Here is a 15794-nt window from a genome sequence, read left to right on the forward strand (position 1 = left end):
TCTATTAGGTTTCATGTCCTTGGTTTGAGACCATGAGCGGACTTTCTTTCGAGACTACTGCTCGCTGTATTGAATATTAGTATGAATCAATCAATTTCGCTGTACCTGACTGCTTTAAGCCAAGTGAACTGGTTATCGCCAGACGAATTCACATTTCCAGATCCTAATGCAAAAGCTTGGTTGCTAGAGCAGGGGTCACTTTCCCGTCGATTATCGGACAACTGTCAACAACTGACGGTTGAGTTGCTACACAACCAGTGGGTGGAATCTTCGTTTCTGGACAAGAGCGAATCTGAACTGTTGCCAACAGAACCGTGTCTTTTGCGAAAAGTTATTCTACAAGGAGATGGTAAGCCTTGGATAGTCGGAAGAACATTGATTCCAAAATCATCAGTTCAGGATCAATCGCATAATCTTGAACTACAAGGTGAAATACCACTTGGACTGACAGTATTCAGTGCTGATAATGTTAAGCGCGATGAGTTGTTGGTGGGGTGGGCTGAAACACCAGATGGCTTGCTTTTAGCGCGACGTTCACGTTTATGGATGAACAATAAACCTATGTTAGTGGCTGAATTATTTCTGAGTGATTCCCCTGCTTATTTTTTCTAAGGAGCAAGTATAAATGAGCGCTGTAAAGGCAAAGGCGTATTGGCAGCTAATGCGAATGGATCGTCCTATTGGTTCATTACTGCTTCTGTGGCCTACCATCTGGGCACTTATTTTATCGGCTCAAGGTTTTCCAGACATCAAGGTTCTTATCGTTTTCGTCTTAGGTGTCTTTATGATGCGTTCGGCTGGATGTGTGATCAATGATTTCGCAGATCGAAAAGTCGATGGGCATGTAAAGCGCACGTCTCAACGTCCTTTACCATCAGGAAAAGTGTCAGCAAAAGAGGCGGTGATTTTGTTCCTCGCGTTATCTATTGCGTCGTTTCTGTTGGTATTGACTATGAATCCGCTGACAGTTCAGCTTTCCTTCGCGGGTTTAGTGCTTGCCTTCATCTATCCCTTTATGAAGCGATTTACTCACTTGCCTCAGCTGTTTCTGGGTTTAGCCTTCAGTTGGTCTATCCCGATGGCATGGGCTGCACAGGCTAATGAACTGCCGTTAATTGTCTGGTTTGTTTTTGCGATTAATGTGGTGTGGACCGTTGCTTACGACACCCAATATGCCATGGTCGATAGAGATGATGATTTGGTCATTGGCATAAAGTCGACAGCCATTCTCTTTGGCCGCTATGACAAAATGATCATCGGTGGCTTACAGCTTATGACGATTGCGATGCTGATTATGTTAGGCAATTATTATCAGCTTGGAGCGAGCTATTATTGGGGCTTGCTTGTGGCTGGCGGGTTGTTCGTTTATCAGCAGCATTTGATCCGTCATCGAGAAAGACAGCCTTGTTTTCAGGCATTCTTAAACAACAACTATGTGGGCATGGTTGTTGCGGCTGGATTGCTGATTTCATACTTCTGATTCAAAAACAAAAGGCATCCATTGGATGCCTTTTTTATCTTCGCTATTTTTATTTCACAAGATGCTGGTCGTATTGATAAATACTTTCTTGAATGGTCAGCCTTACTTCTGGATAAAGCATGCCGTATAACTTTTTAGCCAGACGTTTTGTCTGCTCAACGTTACATTCACCATCATTGTCTAAATAGCCTTCTGATTTCAACGTCACAAACAGTGCTGAGAACACTCCTTTGTCGAAGAACTCTGGTGCGTTAATACCGTGCAGACGACCGAGACGCTGAGCAATCTCTTGGCTCTTCGCTTCTAAATCTGACTTACCAAGTTCTGGGTTTTCTACCAGCAAGTTCAGAGCAATCGCATAACGTTGCAGTGTTTCTGAAATCGTGCGACCTAGCAGCATCAACACTTGGGTTTTCGCTTGGTTAATCGTAACCATACCATCATTAATTGAGATTAAATCTTGGCGTTGTAACTCATCCAAGTAGTGTGTCACTTTCTCAGCTAATTGCTCGCTATCAAGACTTAGGAAAAGCTCTTGTTTCAAGAACGGGTAGATAAGCGCAACATTTTCCTGAATTTTCTCTACGCTGAGTTTCTGCTGACGAATCAGCATTTGAGCAATCAAAGACGGCAGTGCAAGTAAGTGAATGATATTGTTGCGATAGTAAGTCATCAGAATCGACTGGTTACGATCTAAAGAAATAATGTCGCCCATGGTATCGGACTCAATCACAAACTTGTCGAGCGATTCGGCGTGATTCACCAAGCTTTCGGCATTGTCATCAGGAATCGTAGAAGTGTTGGAATAAGGAACATTGCGCAGAATGTTCAAGTAGCAATCAATCTGATTGATTAGAGTATCTCTTGATAATGCACGTTGACGCGAAGCAAGCAGAGCCGTTGCACACAACGTTAGCGCATTAGTTGCTGCTGCGTCGTTAATGTGCGTCATCATCTTAGTCGCAAGTTTGTTCACCACAGGGTTCATCCATTGTGGTTTCGTTGCCCCGATAGGATCGATATCTTGAGTCCAACTCGGTACTTGCTCATTCAAAAATTGATTCAGTGGAATTGGCTCACCAAAGTTCACATAACCTTTACCGAAGTTACGCAGTTTACGAATAGTTCGCAGCACTAAGCCCGCGTTTTCTTTCTCTTTTTGCTTACCGCGCAGTTCTTTGGCGTAGGTACTGACTTCCATTACGTGCTCGTAACCAATATACACAGGCACAAGTGTTACCGGGCGATTTAATCCGCGCAGCATGGCTTGAATGGTCATTGCCAGCATACCTGTTTTCGCCGTCAGCAAGCGACCTGTACGTGAGCGGCCACCTTCACTGAAATATTCAACCGAGTAACCTTTAGAGAACAACTCAGCTAGGTATTCACGGAAAATGGTGGAATACAGCTTGTTGCCTTTAAAACTGCGACGTAAGAAGAATGCCCCACCACGGCGGAATATTGGGCCTGCTGGGAAGAAGTTTAGGTTGATGCCTGCCGCAATATGCGGTGGTACTAAGCCTTCGTTGTACAAAACGTAAGACAGTAGTAAGTAGTCCATATGACTGCGGTGACAAGGAACATAAACGATCTCATGCCCGTCTTGCGCTAGGCGACGTACAGTCGAAGCATTGTTGATGTTTAAGCCTTGGTATAAACGGTTCCAAAGCCAGCGCAAAACACGACTGCCTTTTTTCACTAAGGAGTAAGAGAAGTCTGCCGCAATTTCATCCATGATGTCATGGGCAGCTTTGCGAGCTTTCTCAATTGAAATGTTTTTAGCTTGGGCCTCGTCCCGAATCGCTTTATCAATCGCAGGAGACTGCATCAAGCGGCGGAACAGCACTTCGCGTTGAGGAAGATTAGGACCGGAAGCCGCCAGTTTCTGACGAGAGAAGTGAATACGTGCCACGCGAGCGAGTTTATGTGCAATCGCTTCATCAGTACCGTGTGAATTTGCCATATGGCGCAGTGATACCACTGGGCTAAAGCGCACCAAACAATCTCGTCCAGCGAGAATAACCGCTTGCGCTTTCTGTAAACCATTCATGGGTTGCAGGTATGGCTTTTCACTGCCTTCTTTGCCGGGTTTTCTTCCCCACAGAACCGATGCTGGAATCACTTGTACATCAAGCTCTAGATCATGGTGATGCAGAGCTAGAAGCTCAGTGAACGTTGCGATAGAGTCGCTTGGCACATGGCTATCATTCTGTAGCAACGTAGGACGAGAAGAGATAAACACGTAACGTTTTAGAGTCTTACCCTGAATTTCTAGTGGGGAAAGTGGATCCGGTAAGCCTGCGTCTTTCGCGTGAGTTTGCAGTGTCAGCAAATCAATGTTTGAACGGAAAGGTAGTACGTAAATGATAGGCTTGCTAATATCGATGCCGATATCTTCAATCGGATTTGATGGAATTACAGTCCCTTTTACTAGTAGCGTTGTCGGTAACTTTAAAAGCGAACGTGATAGTGATTGTCCAGAAGACATAAGAGTTCAAAGCCTCAAAAATCAGTACAAAAACTCAAGAGTATTTCCGTGTTCCTAAACCATAGGAGAAGGAAAATGGAGATGCACCTAAGTAGGTCTATATTTTTCGAGCTGCAAGAATACCAGAAACTGGTCAAACCTTTTAATTTTATTCAGTGATGTTTGATTTTTGCGCGGATATTCTGAATTTTTTCTCAGATTGATTTTGCTAATACGTGGAACACTAGTGTGTATAAAAAGAACTCTCAAGGGCTAATGCGCCTTTTTAAAGCAACAGGTTATTCTTATAAAGGTATCTGTGCAGCATTCAAACATGAAGCGGCCTTTCGTGAAGAAGTATTGCTAGCGGCTGTCGCCATTCCTTTCGCCATTTGGTTAGATGTGTCGCAAGTTGAGCGCATTCTAATGATATCGAGTGTGCTACTGATTGTGTTGGTGGAGTTATTAAATAGCGCGTTGGAAGCGGTGGTCGATCGTGTTGGTCAGGAGCACCATGAGCTATCAGGACGAGCCAAAGATATGGGGTCTGCAGCAGTATTTATTGCGATGATTATTGCAGGTTATATTTGGCTCGAAGCCCTATTTATCTAAAAAATAAGCAATTGGCTTTGCATTTAATAAATTACTGGATATACTCACAGTCAACTGTATAAAAAAACAGGTGAACTATGAAGCCGTTAACGCCACGCCAGCAACAAGTTTTTGATCTAATCAAAAGCAAAATAGATGAAACAGGAATGCCACCGACTCGTGCTGAAATTGCACGTGAACTGGGTTTTCGTTCTGCAAACGCAGCAGAAGAACATTTGAAAGCTCTTGCTCGTAAACAAGCAATTGAAATTGTGCCGGGAGCTTCTCGTGGTATCCGTATTCTATTGGAAGCGGCGAACGAAGAAGAGCAAGGTTTACCTCTAATCGGTCGCGTAGCGGCTGGTGAGCCTATCTTGGCTCAAGAGCATGTAGAATCCCATTACCAAGTGGATCCAAACATGTTCCGTCCACACGCTGATTTTCTATTACGCGTTCACGGCGAGAGTATGAAGGACATCGGTATTTTGGATGGTGACTTACTTGCTGTGCATAAAACTCAAGACGTACGTAACGGTCAAGTTGTTGTGGCTCGAGTTGAAGATGATGTGACGGTTAAACGTTTAGAGCGTCGTGGCTCAAAAGTGTTACTTCATGCTGAGAACGAAGAGTTTTCTCCAATTGAAGTCGATTTAACCTGTCAGAATCTATCTATTGAAGGTATTGCGGTTGGTATTATTCGTAATACTGACTGGATGTAATCATACCTTTCTGGCGTTATTTTTAGGTTTCACATCTGCGCGATGTATTCGAAATTTAAAGATTTGCAAATCTAATTGATATTCATTATCATCTTCTTTGTCGCGATACAAGGAAGATGATGATGCGCTCCCCCCACAAGCAAAACTCACAACGCTATCAAATCCCTACCCGTTTGGTCCAACCACTATGGCTACGCGGTCGTGAAAGCTTGGTCGATAACGGCCTTGTTTATGATCCTATTGCAGCCACCGCCTGCCAACGTTGTCATTTAGCACCGGATTGCATCAGTGGCGATATCGATCAGAAGCAACTCCTTCATGTCACCCTCACTCAACTGTGTGACAAACAAGTACATCAGTTTTTAGATACACATCCTGATGGATGGATTGTTAACGTCGGTGCTGGCTTGGATACACGTTTCTACCGAATTGATAACGGACGCTGCCATTGGATTGAGTTGGATGTAACGGAGAATCTGGTGTGGCGACAAAAGCTGTTTCACCGCAGTGAACGATATTTACATCAGTGTGGCAGTGTCGGGGAAATTGATTGGTTAGAACGTTTACCAATCCCAGAATACGCACCAGTTTTAATTCTATGTGAACATGCGCTACTTGATTGTGATTCGATACAAGCGTCGAGATTTATTCGATCTTTAGGGCTCAGTTTTGCTAATGCGAGTGCTTGTCTTGTGCTGGCAGGAGATAAAACCTGTACCCCCTTGGGACAGAAAATGGGTTCCGGCACGTATGCTCATGGATTTGCTACTCCAAAACAGGCGGTGATGAATTGTTTACCTTGGGCGCGAAAAGTAACAATGGCTTCCCCATTAGATAGCAATTGTGGGCGTTGGAAATTCTGGCAACGTGTATTGAGTAAATTTACTGTCTTAAAACAAAGATTTACACCAGTTGTTGTTCAAGTACATTGGTAGACGGCCGTAGCCGATAATCCTTAACTTAGTTACACTTTGTTCTCTAATGCAAGGAGCAAAGTAGTGGCATTCTTTATTCAAACTCTCTCTGATCGAGCTATGCATAGACAGGTACTGCTGCTAGCAATACCTATGGTGCTGTCAAACATTACTGTTCCTTTACTAGGTTTAGTCGACGCTGCGGTTATTGGGCATCTTGAACACGCTTGGTATCTGGGTGGTGTTGCTTTAGGTAGCACTATGATAAGCGTTGCCTTTTGGTTGCTCGGCTTTCTTCGAATGTCCACCACAGGACTCACCGCTCAGGCCTTTGGTGCCAATGACCCACAAAAACTGGTGCGAGTTTTACTTCAAGGCTGCTTGATGGCTTTAGGATTTGCCGTCGTTTTTCTTCTCCTTCATCGATTCATTTCCAACTGGATATTTTCGTTCAGTGATGCCAGTGAGCAGGTGAAATTTTATGGACAGCAATATTTTGTTATTCGAGCTTGGAGCGCACCAGCTTCGTTGATGAACTTTGTCATACTCGGCTGGTTGCTCGGTACACAGAATTCTAAGGCGCCTATGTGGATGGTGATTATCACGAATATCACCAATATTGCTCTCGATATCCTGTTTGTTGTTGGCTTCGGCTGGAAAGTCCAAGGCGCGGCGGCTGCTTCGGTTATTGCCGATTATGCTGGCCTGAGCTTTGGTCTTCTTTGTATATGGAAGTATTGGCAAGCGAATCAATTACCGAGTCTGTGGAGCAAAATTGGTGGCAGCAGTGAAGGTTTGAGTCGTTTTGTAAAACTCAATCGAGATATCTTTCTTCGTTCTTTGTGTTTGCAAGCCGCATTTAGCTTTATGACATTCCAAGGCGCAGCATTTGGTGACCATACCGTTGCAGCCAACGCCGTTCTTATGAGTTTTCTTATGATGATTTCCTATGGGATGGATGGGTTTGCTTATGCGATGGAAGCCATGGTTGGTAAAGCGATTGGAGCGAAAAGTGAAACACAACTAAAAGCGGCGATGGTTGGTAGTGCCTTTTGGTGCGTGATCATCTGTACTTTACTAACGTTCGTCTTCGCTTACTGGGGATCGGCGCTGATCCACTTGATCTCGGATATTCCACAAGTACGAGAAGAGGCGAATGTCTATTTACCTTGGCTGGTGGCAATGCCTTTGTCTTCTATGTGGTGTTTCTTACTTGATGGTATTTTTATTGGGGCGACTAAAGGCAAAGAGATGCGTAACAGCATGGTGATATCGACAACGGCGTTCTTCTCAATGTTCTATTTGTTTTCGCAGTATGGAAATCATGCTTTATGGCTGGCCATGCTCAGTTTTATGATAATCCGTGGTCTAAGTTTGGCTATGGTTCTGGTTGGGCAGTGGAAACGAGGCGTCTTCTTTGCTTAGCGCTGTTGTTTTCTGAACAAAAAAATCGCAGCCTTTAGAGCTGCGATTTGTCATTTAACGGATTCTTTCGTTTCACAGTGAACACTAAAACAGGCGATTTAGACCATTCAATGCGGCTACGCGATACGCTTCTGCCATAGTCGGATAGTTAAAAGTGGTATTGACGAAATACTCGATGGTATTTGCTTCCCCCTTTTGTTCCATGATGGCCTGACCGATATGGATGATTTCCGCAGCTCGTTCACCAAAGCAGTGAATACCTAAAATCTCTTTCGTTTCACGGTGGAAGAGAATCTTCAAGCTGCCAACATCTTTGCCTGAGATCTGTGCTCGTGCTAAGTGTTTGAATGAAGAACGACCCACTTCATAAGGTACTTTTGCGGCTGTTAATTCTTGCTCTGTTTTACCAACCGAACTGATTTCTGGAATGGTGTAAATACCCGTTGGGATATCTTCAATCAGTTTGTTGGTAGCCTGTCCTTGAGAAATCGCTTGAGCAGTGAAACGACCTTGGTCATAGGCTGCACTTGCAAGGCTTGGATAACCAATTACATCGCCCACAGCGTAAATATGGTTGACTTCTGTCTGGTAGTTGCTGTTAACACTTAGCTGACCGCGAGAATCTGCTTTCAGTCCGACCACTTCAAGGTTGAGTTTGTCTGTATTACCAGTTCGCCCGTTCGCGTAAAGCATACAGTCAGCTTTCATCTTTTTACCTGAGTTCAGGTGAACGATAACACCATCTTCCGTACCTTCGATTTTGCTGTATGTCTCGTCGTTACGAATAACCACGCCGCTGTTCCAGAAGTGGTAAGAGAGTGCATCTGACGTTTCGTTGTCTAGGAACGAAAGCAAGCGGTCGCGTGTGTTGATTAAATCTGTTTTAACCCCTAAACCACGGAAGATAGAAGCATATTCACAACCGATGACACCTGCGCCATAAATAATGATGTGTTGTGGGTCGTGCTCAAGGTTCAAGATAGAGTCACTGTCATAAACGCGTGGGTGGCTGAAATCCACATCAGCAGGGCGGTAAGGGCGTGAGCCAGTAGCAATAACAAATTTATCTGCGGTGTAGTTTTCAACCGTGTGATCGCTTTTTGTTACTGCAACAGTATTGGCATCGACAAAACGTGCTTTACCAAAGATTAAGCTGCACTGGTTACGGTCATAAAAGCCTTGGCGTAGACGAGTTTGCTTATCAATAACGGTTTTAGCATGACCAAGGATAGTTGAAAAAGTAGAGTGAAGACTTGAGTTGTTGTTGCAGAACAAAGGGTTGCTATTAAATTCAATAATACGGCTAACCGCATGACGCAATGCCTTGGAAGGGATTGTTCCCCAGTGTGTACAACCACCGCCTACGCTGCTTTCTTTTTCAATAATGGCGACATTCATCCCTGCTTTGGTTAACCCCATTGCAGCACCTTCACCGCCAGGTCCACTACCTATTACGATGACGTCAAAGTGGTTATTCAGTGCCATAGATGATCCTTGTTATAATTTGGTTAACATTGCGATAGCGAGATTTTAACTGATATGTGTTAAGCGTGAAACTTAAACCCCTTATAGAGTGGAGAGGATCACGAGATTAAAACAAATATCGTCGATTTAACGCTTAAGTCGGGCAGTTGATGAAAAATGCAACGGTTATGTTAGGAAATTGTCTGATGCTTCAAAATGGTCTGTTTTGCCTCTTAGACATGTTGGTTAATCGCGTTATAGTAGGCGACTTTAGTGACTGACTTGGCAGGGCTTGGCTTAAAATGAAATCCACGGGAATTCGCGCACAACAGAAAGAAAAAACGCGTCGTTCGCTGATTGATGCGGCATTTAGCCAATTAAGTGCTGATCGTAGTTTTTCGAACTTAAGCTTACGTGAAGTCGCACGAGAAGCGGGGATAGCCCCAACCTCTTTCTATCGCCACTTTAAAGATATGGATGAATTGGGTTTGACCATGGTTGATGAGGGCGGATTGTTACTGCGCCAGCTCATGCGTCAAGCACGCCAGCGTATTGTTAAAGAGGGAAGTGTGATTCGCACTTCTGTAGAAACGTTTATGGAGTTCATCGAAAGTAGCCCAAACGTGTTTCGACTATTATTGCGGGAACGTTCTGGTACTTCGTTTGAGTTTCGTGCGGCAGTAGCGCGTGAGATTCAGCATTTTTCTGCCGAACTTTCTGAATATCTGATAGCGACAGGTATGAATCGTGAAGAAGCCATCACTCAAGCGGGTGCTTCAGTCACATTAGTATTTAGCTCTGGTGCAGAAGCATTAGACTTAGATCGACGTGATCGCGATGAACTCGCAGAACGTCTGATCATGCAACTGCGAATGATAGCCAAAGGGGCTTTCTGGTATCGCAAAGAACGTGAACGAAATCGACTAAAAGGCGGGATGAATTAATGTCAAATGAAAGTAGCGGCTCAATCAATCATGGTTCAGAACGTAAAACACTGATACTTGCGTTAATCGCGGGTATGTGTGGTGACGCTTTACTGTCTTGGATGACCATCAGTGAAGTCTCTTTTTCTATTTTTCCTGTTATCGCTTTGGTGCTGTCTGTGCAGGCGCTGTATCAGGAATACCTACGTAATCCAGTTGCGGAAGACATTCCACTAGTAGGTTTGGCGTGCTTCTTCGTCGGTGCGTTTGGCCACTCGGCATTTGTTAAGGCTCAGTATCCAGAAGCGGGGTCTAACTTCTTTTCGATCATCGTAGCTTTACTGCTCTTGTTATGGGTTGGAAAGAAGCTAGGATTTATCGGTCATTCTGAATAAGTACACATCAACTAATTACAAAAGTTCACAAATAGAAAAACGAGCCAATTGGCTCGTTTTTCTATTTGTGAACTTTGGATTTAAGCGTGAATTATGCTTTTCGCTCTAGCATCACACCCGCTTCCATGTGGTGGGTGTATGGGAATTGATCAAACAGAGCAAAGCGAGTCACCTTATGCGTTTCACACAAAACATCTAAGTTTTCTTTTAGTGTTTCTGGGTTACATGAGATATAGAGAATGCGCTCATAGCCCTGCACCATCTTACAGGTATCAATATCCATTCCTGAGCGAGGCGGATCGACAAAGATGGTGTTGCAGTTGTAGCTTTTTAAATCGATGCCTGCATCTTTCAGGCGGTTGAATTCACGTTTGCCTTCCATCGCTTCGGTAAATTCTTCTGCTGACATGCGAATGATTTGTACATTGTCGATTTTGTTAGCAGCAATGTTGTATTGTGCTGAATGTACCGATGGTTTTGCCAACTCAGTTGCCAAGACTCGCTCGAAGTTTTGAGCCAGTGCCAATGAGAAGTTACCGTTACCACAGTAAAGCTCTAGCAAATCGCCTTTACTTTCTTGGGTGCAATCGACAGCCCACTCCAGCATTTTTTCTGCGACTTTACCGTTTGGCTGAGTAAAACTGTTTTCAACTTGTTGGTAGAGATAAGGTTGACCGTTCACGCTCAGCTTCTCAATCACATAATCTTGGTCTAGCACAATCTTCATTTTGCGCGCACGACCAATAATGTTCAGATTAAAGCCTTCATTTTGCAGTGTTTGTTTGAGCGCTTTAGCTGCCGCAATCCACTCTTCATCAAGTTGACGATGATATAGAAGAGATACCAGAACCTCCCCACTCAGAGTGGATAAGAAGTCCACTTGGAAAAGTTTGCGGCGCAGAGTGTCGTTGTCTTTCATGGCGTCTATCAGTAATGGCATTAAGTCATTAATAAGGCGACTTGCCGCAGGGAACTGATCAACACGGTATTTTTCGCGAGTTTGCTGGTTGAACATGATGTAGTACATATCATCACCTTCATGCCAGATACGAAACTCAGCGCGCATACGGTAAAACTGAGCCGGGGACTCAAAGACTTCCAACTCAGGCACACCATAAGATTCAAACATCTCTCCTAGTCGAGTGATCTTCTCATCCAGTTGCGCTTGGTAGTTGTCTGGGTTTACATCAAGAGTCGCCATTGCTTTACCTTTTTCTGGTACGTTCAAATAAAGAGCGCAGATTTTATTCAATCTCCCGCTCATGTCCAGTACTCTGACTAAATTGATAGCTTTATCGATCGTAAAAACTATAGCTTATACCAATCTAAGCTAGACAAGTTATCGATTGCTCAATACTATCAACCGCAAGCTGGTGTTATTTAGAAGCCTAGACGGCTAAATTAACTTAAAAGGGAATCTGGTGGAAATCCAGAACTGACGCGCAGCGGTAAGAGAGAACGAATACTCAAATGACACTGCAATTTGTGGGAAGTCGAGTTAGTAGGTTAACAGCTCTCAAGTCCGAACACCTGCCAGCAGCTGAGCAAACCAATGGGATGGACCCATGCTCGGTAGGATTAACGCGATTTAGGACAATATAATGAATAAATCCCTTCTAGCGGTGGCAGTGGCGTCGCTGTTTTCTCATACCTCTTTTTCATACGCACAAGAAGCGACAGCTGATGAGACGGTTGTTGTAACGGCGAATCGTTTTGAAACTAAAGTAAACGAAACAATCGCACCAGTTGAAGTTGTCACACGTGAAGAAATTGATGCGATTCAAGCTCAATCACTAACGGACGTATTACGTCGTTTACCTAGTGTTCAGGTAGTGAACCAGGGTGGTGTAGGCCAAAACTCTGAATTGTATATTCGTGGGCGCGCCAGTAAAAACGTTTTGGTCATGATTAATGGTGTTCGAATCGGTAGTGCAACCTCGGGAGCAGCGGATTTGTCAGCTATTCCTCTGAACGGTGTGGAGCGTATTGAAGTACTGCGTGGCCCTCGTGCAGCGGTGTACGGCTCAGATGCAGTTAGTGGTGTAATTAATATCATCACCACAAAAAACACTAATGGTTTTAACTCTGTTAAGTCTGGTGTTGGCAGCGATGGCGCGTACGATGTTGGAGCAAACTTTTCTACCGTTTCTGACTCCGGAAGTTGGTTTAACGCGTCCGCAACGTTTAAAGCTGCAGAGGGATATAATATAAAGCCATCAAGTAAAAACAGTTTCGATGCCGACAATGATGGCTTTAAGTCACAGTATTTATTAGTCGATGCAGGAACTAAGGTTTCTGATGAGCTGACTTTGAAAGCGAATGGTTACTATCAAAAGCAAGATTCGGAGTTTGATAACTCTTGGGGCGGTGTTGATAGTACTGACAGCGATTTGTATAGCTTAGCGACTGTAGGTGAGTACAAAAAAGATAAATTGAACAGCCACTTTACATTAGCGACTAACCAAGATGACGCAGAGTCCTCTGGTCAAGGTGAATCAAGTCGATATACGACAAATCGATACGTATCGTCTTGGGATAACCTATACGCAGTAAGTGATATTCTTTCTGTAGTCGGTGGCGCCGAGTGGTACGAAGATAAAGTTAAAGTAGAAGGCAAAAACTACACTCAAACCGATAGAGATAATGCGGCTCTTTATGTGGGTAGCTATCTAAATAAAGGTGACTTTTCAGCGGAGAGCAACTTCCGTTGGGATGATAACAGCGCTTACGGCACTTTCTGGACATACCAATTTGGCTTGGGTTATCAGCTTACTGAATCGCTAAAAGCTGTTGGTTTATATGGTACATCTTTCAAAGCACCGACGTTTAACCAACTTTATTATCCTTTGGAATGTGGTTCTTATGGTTGCTACCAAGGTAACGCTAACCTAGTTCCAGAAGAAACAGAAAGCTCAGAGATTGCATTAGAGGGCAATTTTGAATTGCTAACTTGGCGTTTAGCTGGTCATTACAGTGAAGTCGATAAAATGATCGCGAGTAATGGAACAACCAACGTCAATGTGAATAAAGCAGAGATAAAAGGTGTTGAAGTAAGCGGTCAGTTTGATACAGGACCTTTAGCTCATAACTTGTCTTATGACTACCTTGATACTAAAGATAAGTCTACGGGTAATGAATTGGTTCGCAGAGCCAAGCATAGTGCGAAATGGAATATGACATATTTGCTAGATGCTTGGAGATTTGATGTCAGTTATCTCTATCAAGGAAAGCGTTACGACGATGCTAAAAATACAAAGGAGCTAGACCCATATTCATTGGTCGATATCGCCACTTCGTATTATTTTGATAGCGGTGTAACTCTCAGCGGTAAGATCGGTAACGTGTTCGATGAAGATTACGAGACTGCTTTGGGATATAAAACTCAAGACCGTAATTACTACGCAAGTATTGCATACCAATTCTAACGAATCCTCAAACCGCCTTCGGGCGGTTTTTCGCTATTTGGCGTTTTAACAATCATTGCCAATTGATATAGAGCGAGTATGATCGCTGCGTTATCGTTGTTCTATCTGGTTCCCATTGTGTCTAATCAATCTGTTCCTAAAGTCTTAATTTTCGACTCTGGTGTCGGTGGCTTATCTGTTTATAGAGAAATTGAAATGCGCCTGCCGCAGCTCTCTTATACCTATTTATTTGATAACGCGGCCTATCCATACGGAGAGCTAGACCAACAAGTCTTATTACAAAGAGTTGAGCGGCTAATAACAGGGCTAGTAGAGCAAGAGGGTTTCGACATAGTAGTCATTGCGTGTAATACAGCAAGTACCATAGTACTTCCTACATTACGTTCAAAACTGTCTATACCCGTGGTAGGTGTCGTCCCTGCTATTAAGCCCGCTTCCTCTATAGCGAATAAAGCTGTTGGGTTAATTGCTACCCCCGCTACTGTCACTCGCCAATATACACATGATCTTATTCGAAGCTTCTCAGCTGATAAAAATGTTGAGTTGTTGGGTTCGACACGCCTTGTTGATATGGCTGAAGAAAAACTAAGAGGTAGAGCAATAGATTTGCAGGAACTGCAAAATATCTTGAGTCCACTGATCAGTCATATAGATGTAGCGGTACTAGGGTGTACTCACTTCCCTTTAATCAGAGATGAGATCCAACAAGTGCTAGGAAAGGATGTATTGCTGGTGGATTCAGGTGAGGCTATTGCGAGAAGAGTAAAATCATTACTTGGTATAGAAGGAAGTGTTTGCTCAGAGAACAAACACACCATTTATTCTAGTGCACCTGCTTGGGAAGAAAGTGCACTGAATGAAAGATTAGAGCAGCTTGGGTTTTCTGCTATTCGTCCATATCCTCTTCTGGGTGTTTAGGGTCATTTGCAATTCTAACTTTAAGCGTTCTCTGCATGTAGTCGTGCTCATTTAATGCATCAATCGCAGATTGAGCATGTGTTGCCGCCATAACTACAAAGCCAAATCCTCGACGTTTACCTGTTCGCTTATCTTTCATTAGACGAACCGCAAACACATCACCATGTTGGGCAAACAAATCGCGTACATGAGATTCGTTTGCTTTGTATGGCAAATTGCCTACATAAAGTGTCTTGGTTGGTAAGGCTGAATCTTCATCTTGTTCGGTAATAGATGGGGTTGATAGGAAAAGTTTAAATACAATAGTTGCTGCCACAACACCCACAATAAAACTTACAGCTGAAGGAATGCCTGGAATTAGAGAAATTATTGCACCGCCAATAATCGCAATCGCGATATTTAAAAACATTGGTTTATTTAAGTTCATAAAAGAATACTACTTGTAAGAATAAAATTAGATGCGTATCTACGATTAACAAAATAGATACATCAATCTTACGTACATGCTTGAGTTTTTTCCAACCAATTGCTGTGACCCCCCTCAAATGTTGAAATTTTATTCGATAAACAGTACGTTGCTTGCTTTTTGAGCGAACGAAAAATTATTTGAAAAAAGTGCTTGTCATAATCTCGTACCTCCCTATAATGCCGCCACACCGACACGGAGTGAGACGAATATCACAACGTATCGAGTAAGAGAGAAAATAAAGTTTCAAATAAACGTTGACTCTCAAAAATTAAAGCGTATTATACGCACCCCTAGCGACGAGGCTTTAGAGGCTGAAATCGATAGAAAAGCTCTTTAACAATTTAAACCTATCAATCTGTGTGGGCACTCGTTGATGAAAATCAAAGTTAAGCCTTTGTTCTTGTAACAAAGCAACTTAGGTTTCAATGAACTGAGTGACCAATCAAGACTTCGGTCTTGGCACAGTCAATTCATTACCATTCTGTTGGAATGGTAATAGCTTTAAAATTACGTCTTACTTTCGAGTAAGAGCAGTTTTGAAGTCAGTATTCGTTGAGCCGACAAAATCTTAAATTGAAGAGTTTGATCATGGCTCAGATTGAAC

Annotated in this window: 14 protein-coding genes and 1 riboswitch; of the genes, 10 read left to right on the top strand and 4 right to left on the bottom strand. The window is 43.3% G+C overall.

Annotated features, from left to right (window positions below; all coding sequences use genetic code 11):
• Positions 1–81 precede the first annotated feature (81 nt).
• Together L3V23_RS19425 and ubiA are read left to right on the top strand one after the other, a co-directional pair.
• Entirely contained in the window at positions 82–612 is a 531-nt protein-coding gene (locus tag L3V23_RS19425) for a chorismate lyase (RefSeq protein ID WP_042489735.1), read from the top strand.
• Positions 613–625: 13 nt separating this feature from the next.
• Positions 626–1480 carry a 4-hydroxybenzoate octaprenyltransferase gene (gene ubiA / locus L3V23_RS19430; RefSeq protein ID WP_102955002.1) on the top strand — a complete coding sequence of 285 codons (855 nt, stop codon included), beginning with the start codon at positions 626–628 and terminating at the stop codon, positions 1478–1480.
• 49 nt (positions 1481–1529) lie between these two features.
• Here ubiA and plsB read toward each other — a convergent pair whose 3' ends face one another.
• Positions 1530–3968 carry a glycerol-3-phosphate 1-O-acyltransferase PlsB gene (plsB, locus tag L3V23_RS19435; protein WP_102966945.1) on the bottom strand — a complete coding sequence of 813 codons (2439 nt, stop codon included), beginning with the start codon at positions 3966–3968 and terminating at the stop codon, positions 1530–1532.
• A gap of 228 nt (positions 3969–4196) precedes the next feature.
• Here plsB and L3V23_RS19440 point away from each other — a divergent pair, with 228 nt between their 5' ends.
• The 4 genes from L3V23_RS19440 to dinF all read left to right on the top strand — a co-directional run bounded on the left by L3V23_RS19440 (position 4197) and on the right by dinF (position 7596).
• Positions 4197–4559 (top strand): diacylglycerol kinase, encoded by a 363-nt coding sequence (locus tag L3V23_RS19440; RefSeq protein ID WP_102966946.1) that lies wholly within the window; start codon positions 4197–4199, stop codon positions 4557–4559.
• A gap of 77 nt (positions 4560–4636) precedes the next feature.
• On the top strand, positions 4637–5257 hold the full coding sequence (gene lexA, locus L3V23_RS19445) for a transcriptional repressor LexA (protein WP_042489729.1): 621 nt from the start codon (positions 4637–4639) through the stop codon (positions 5255–5257).
• 122 nt (positions 5258–5379) lie between these two features.
• On the top strand, positions 5380–6192 hold the full coding sequence (locus tag L3V23_RS19450; protein ID WP_102966947.1) for a class I SAM-dependent methyltransferase: 813 nt from the start codon (positions 5380–5382) through the stop codon (positions 6190–6192).
• Positions 6193–6291: 99 nt separating this feature from the next.
• Complete coding sequence (dinF, locus tag L3V23_RS19455; RefSeq protein ID WP_102966955.1) at positions 6292–7596, top strand: MATE family efflux transporter DinF; 1305 nt, start codon at positions 6292–6294, stop codon at positions 7594–7596.
• Positions 7597–7680: 84 nt separating this feature from the next.
• On the opposite strand, the gene sthA is transcribed toward dinF, so the two are convergent.
• A complete protein-coding gene (gene sthA / locus L3V23_RS19460) occupies positions 7681–9081 on the bottom strand; it encodes a Si-specific NAD(P)(+) transhydrogenase (protein ID WP_102966948.1) in 1401 nt (466 codons plus the stop codon).
• A 281-nt stretch (positions 9082–9362) separates the two neighbouring features.
• On the opposite strand from sthA, the gene fabR reads away from it, so the two are divergent.
• Both fabR and L3V23_RS19470 read left to right on the top strand, forming a co-directional pair.
• Entirely contained in the window at positions 9363–10004 is a 642-nt protein-coding gene (gene fabR, locus L3V23_RS19465; protein WP_042489723.1) for an HTH-type transcriptional repressor FabR, read from the top strand.
• On the top strand, positions 10004–10378 hold the full coding sequence (locus L3V23_RS19470; protein ID WP_102942881.1) for a YijD family membrane protein: 375 nt from the start codon (positions 10004–10006) through the stop codon (positions 10376–10378). Before fabR ends, L3V23_RS19470 begins: the two co-directional genes overlap by 1 nt.
• 91 nt (positions 10379–10469) lie before the next feature.
• On the opposite strand, the gene trmA is transcribed toward L3V23_RS19470, so the two are convergent.
• Complete coding sequence (trmA, locus tag L3V23_RS19475; protein WP_102966949.1) at positions 10470–11579, bottom strand: tRNA (uridine(54)-C5)-methyltransferase TrmA; 1110 nt, start codon at positions 11577–11579, stop codon at positions 10470–10472.
• Between the two features lie 153 nt (positions 11580–11732).
• A riboswitch (cobalamin riboswitch) is annotated at positions 11733–11931 on the top strand.
• Positions 11932–11979: 48 nt separating this feature from the next.
• On the opposite strand from trmA, the gene L3V23_RS19480 reads away from it, so the two are divergent.
• The gene (locus tag L3V23_RS19480; protein WP_102966950.1) at positions 11980–13803 is read left to right on the top strand and encodes a TonB-dependent receptor; all 1824 of its coding nucleotides are present in this window, start codon (positions 11980–11982) and stop codon (positions 13801–13803) included.
• A 117-nt stretch (positions 13804–13920) separates the two neighbouring features.
• A complete protein-coding gene (murI, locus tag L3V23_RS19485; protein WP_180980355.1) occupies positions 13921–14721 on the top strand; it encodes a glutamate racemase in 801 nt (266 codons plus the stop codon).
• On the opposite strand, the gene L3V23_RS19490 is transcribed toward murI, so the two are convergent.
• Positions 14690–15148 carry an RNA-binding protein gene (locus tag L3V23_RS19490; RefSeq protein ID WP_102964168.1) on the bottom strand — a complete coding sequence of 153 codons (459 nt, stop codon included), beginning with the start codon at positions 15146–15148 and terminating at the stop codon, positions 14690–14692. The two genes, murI and L3V23_RS19490, sit on opposite strands and share 32 nt — an antisense overlap.
• Positions 15149–15794: the final 646 nt, after the last annotated feature.

Origin of the sequence: Vibrio sp. A1-b2, from assembly GCF_021726015.1 — a bacterium.
Lineage (GTDB): Bacteria > Pseudomonadota > Gammaproteobacteria > Enterobacterales > Vibrionaceae > Vibrio > Vibrio diazotrophicus.

Coding starts and splice junctions, on each gene's coding strand:
- L3V23_RS19490 (WP_102964168.1), bottom strand. CDS start 15,148: ATGAACTTAAATAAACCAATGTTTTTAAATATCGCGATTGCGATTATT.
- L3V23_RS19450 (WP_102966947.1), top strand. CDS start 5,380: ATGCGCTCCCCCCACAAGCAAAACTCACAACGCTATCAAATCCCTACC.
- lexA (WP_042489729.1), top strand. CDS start 4,637: ATGAAGCCGTTAACGCCACGCCAGCAACAAGTTTTTGATCTAATCAAA.
- L3V23_RS19470 (WP_102942881.1), top strand. CDS start 10,004: ATGTCAAATGAAAGTAGCGGCTCAATCAATCATGGTTCAGAACGTAAA.
- ubiA (WP_102955002.1), top strand. CDS start 626: ATGAGCGCTGTAAAGGCAAAGGCGTATTGGCAGCTAATGCGAATGGAT.
- trmA (WP_102966949.1), bottom strand. CDS start 11,579: ATGGCGACTCTTGATGTAAACCCAGACAACTACCAAGCGCAACTGGAT.
- L3V23_RS19480 (WP_102966950.1), top strand. CDS start 11,980: ATGAATAAATCCCTTCTAGCGGTGGCAGTGGCGTCGCTGTTTTCTCAT.
- sthA (WP_102966948.1), bottom strand. CDS start 9,081: ATGGCACTGAATAACCACTTTGACGTCATCGTAATAGGTAGTGGACCT.
- fabR (WP_042489723.1), top strand. CDS start 9,363: ATGAAATCCACGGGAATTCGCGCACAACAGAAAGAAAAAACGCGTCGT.
- L3V23_RS19425 (WP_042489735.1), top strand. CDS start 82: ATGAATCAATCAATTTCGCTGTACCTGACTGCTTTAAGCCAAGTGAAC.
- dinF (WP_102966955.1), top strand. CDS start 6,292: ATGCATAGACAGGTACTGCTGCTAGCAATACCTATGGTGCTGTCAAAC.
- plsB (WP_102966945.1), bottom strand. CDS start 3,968: ATGTCTTCTGGACAATCACTATCACGTTCGCTTTTAAAGTTACCGACA.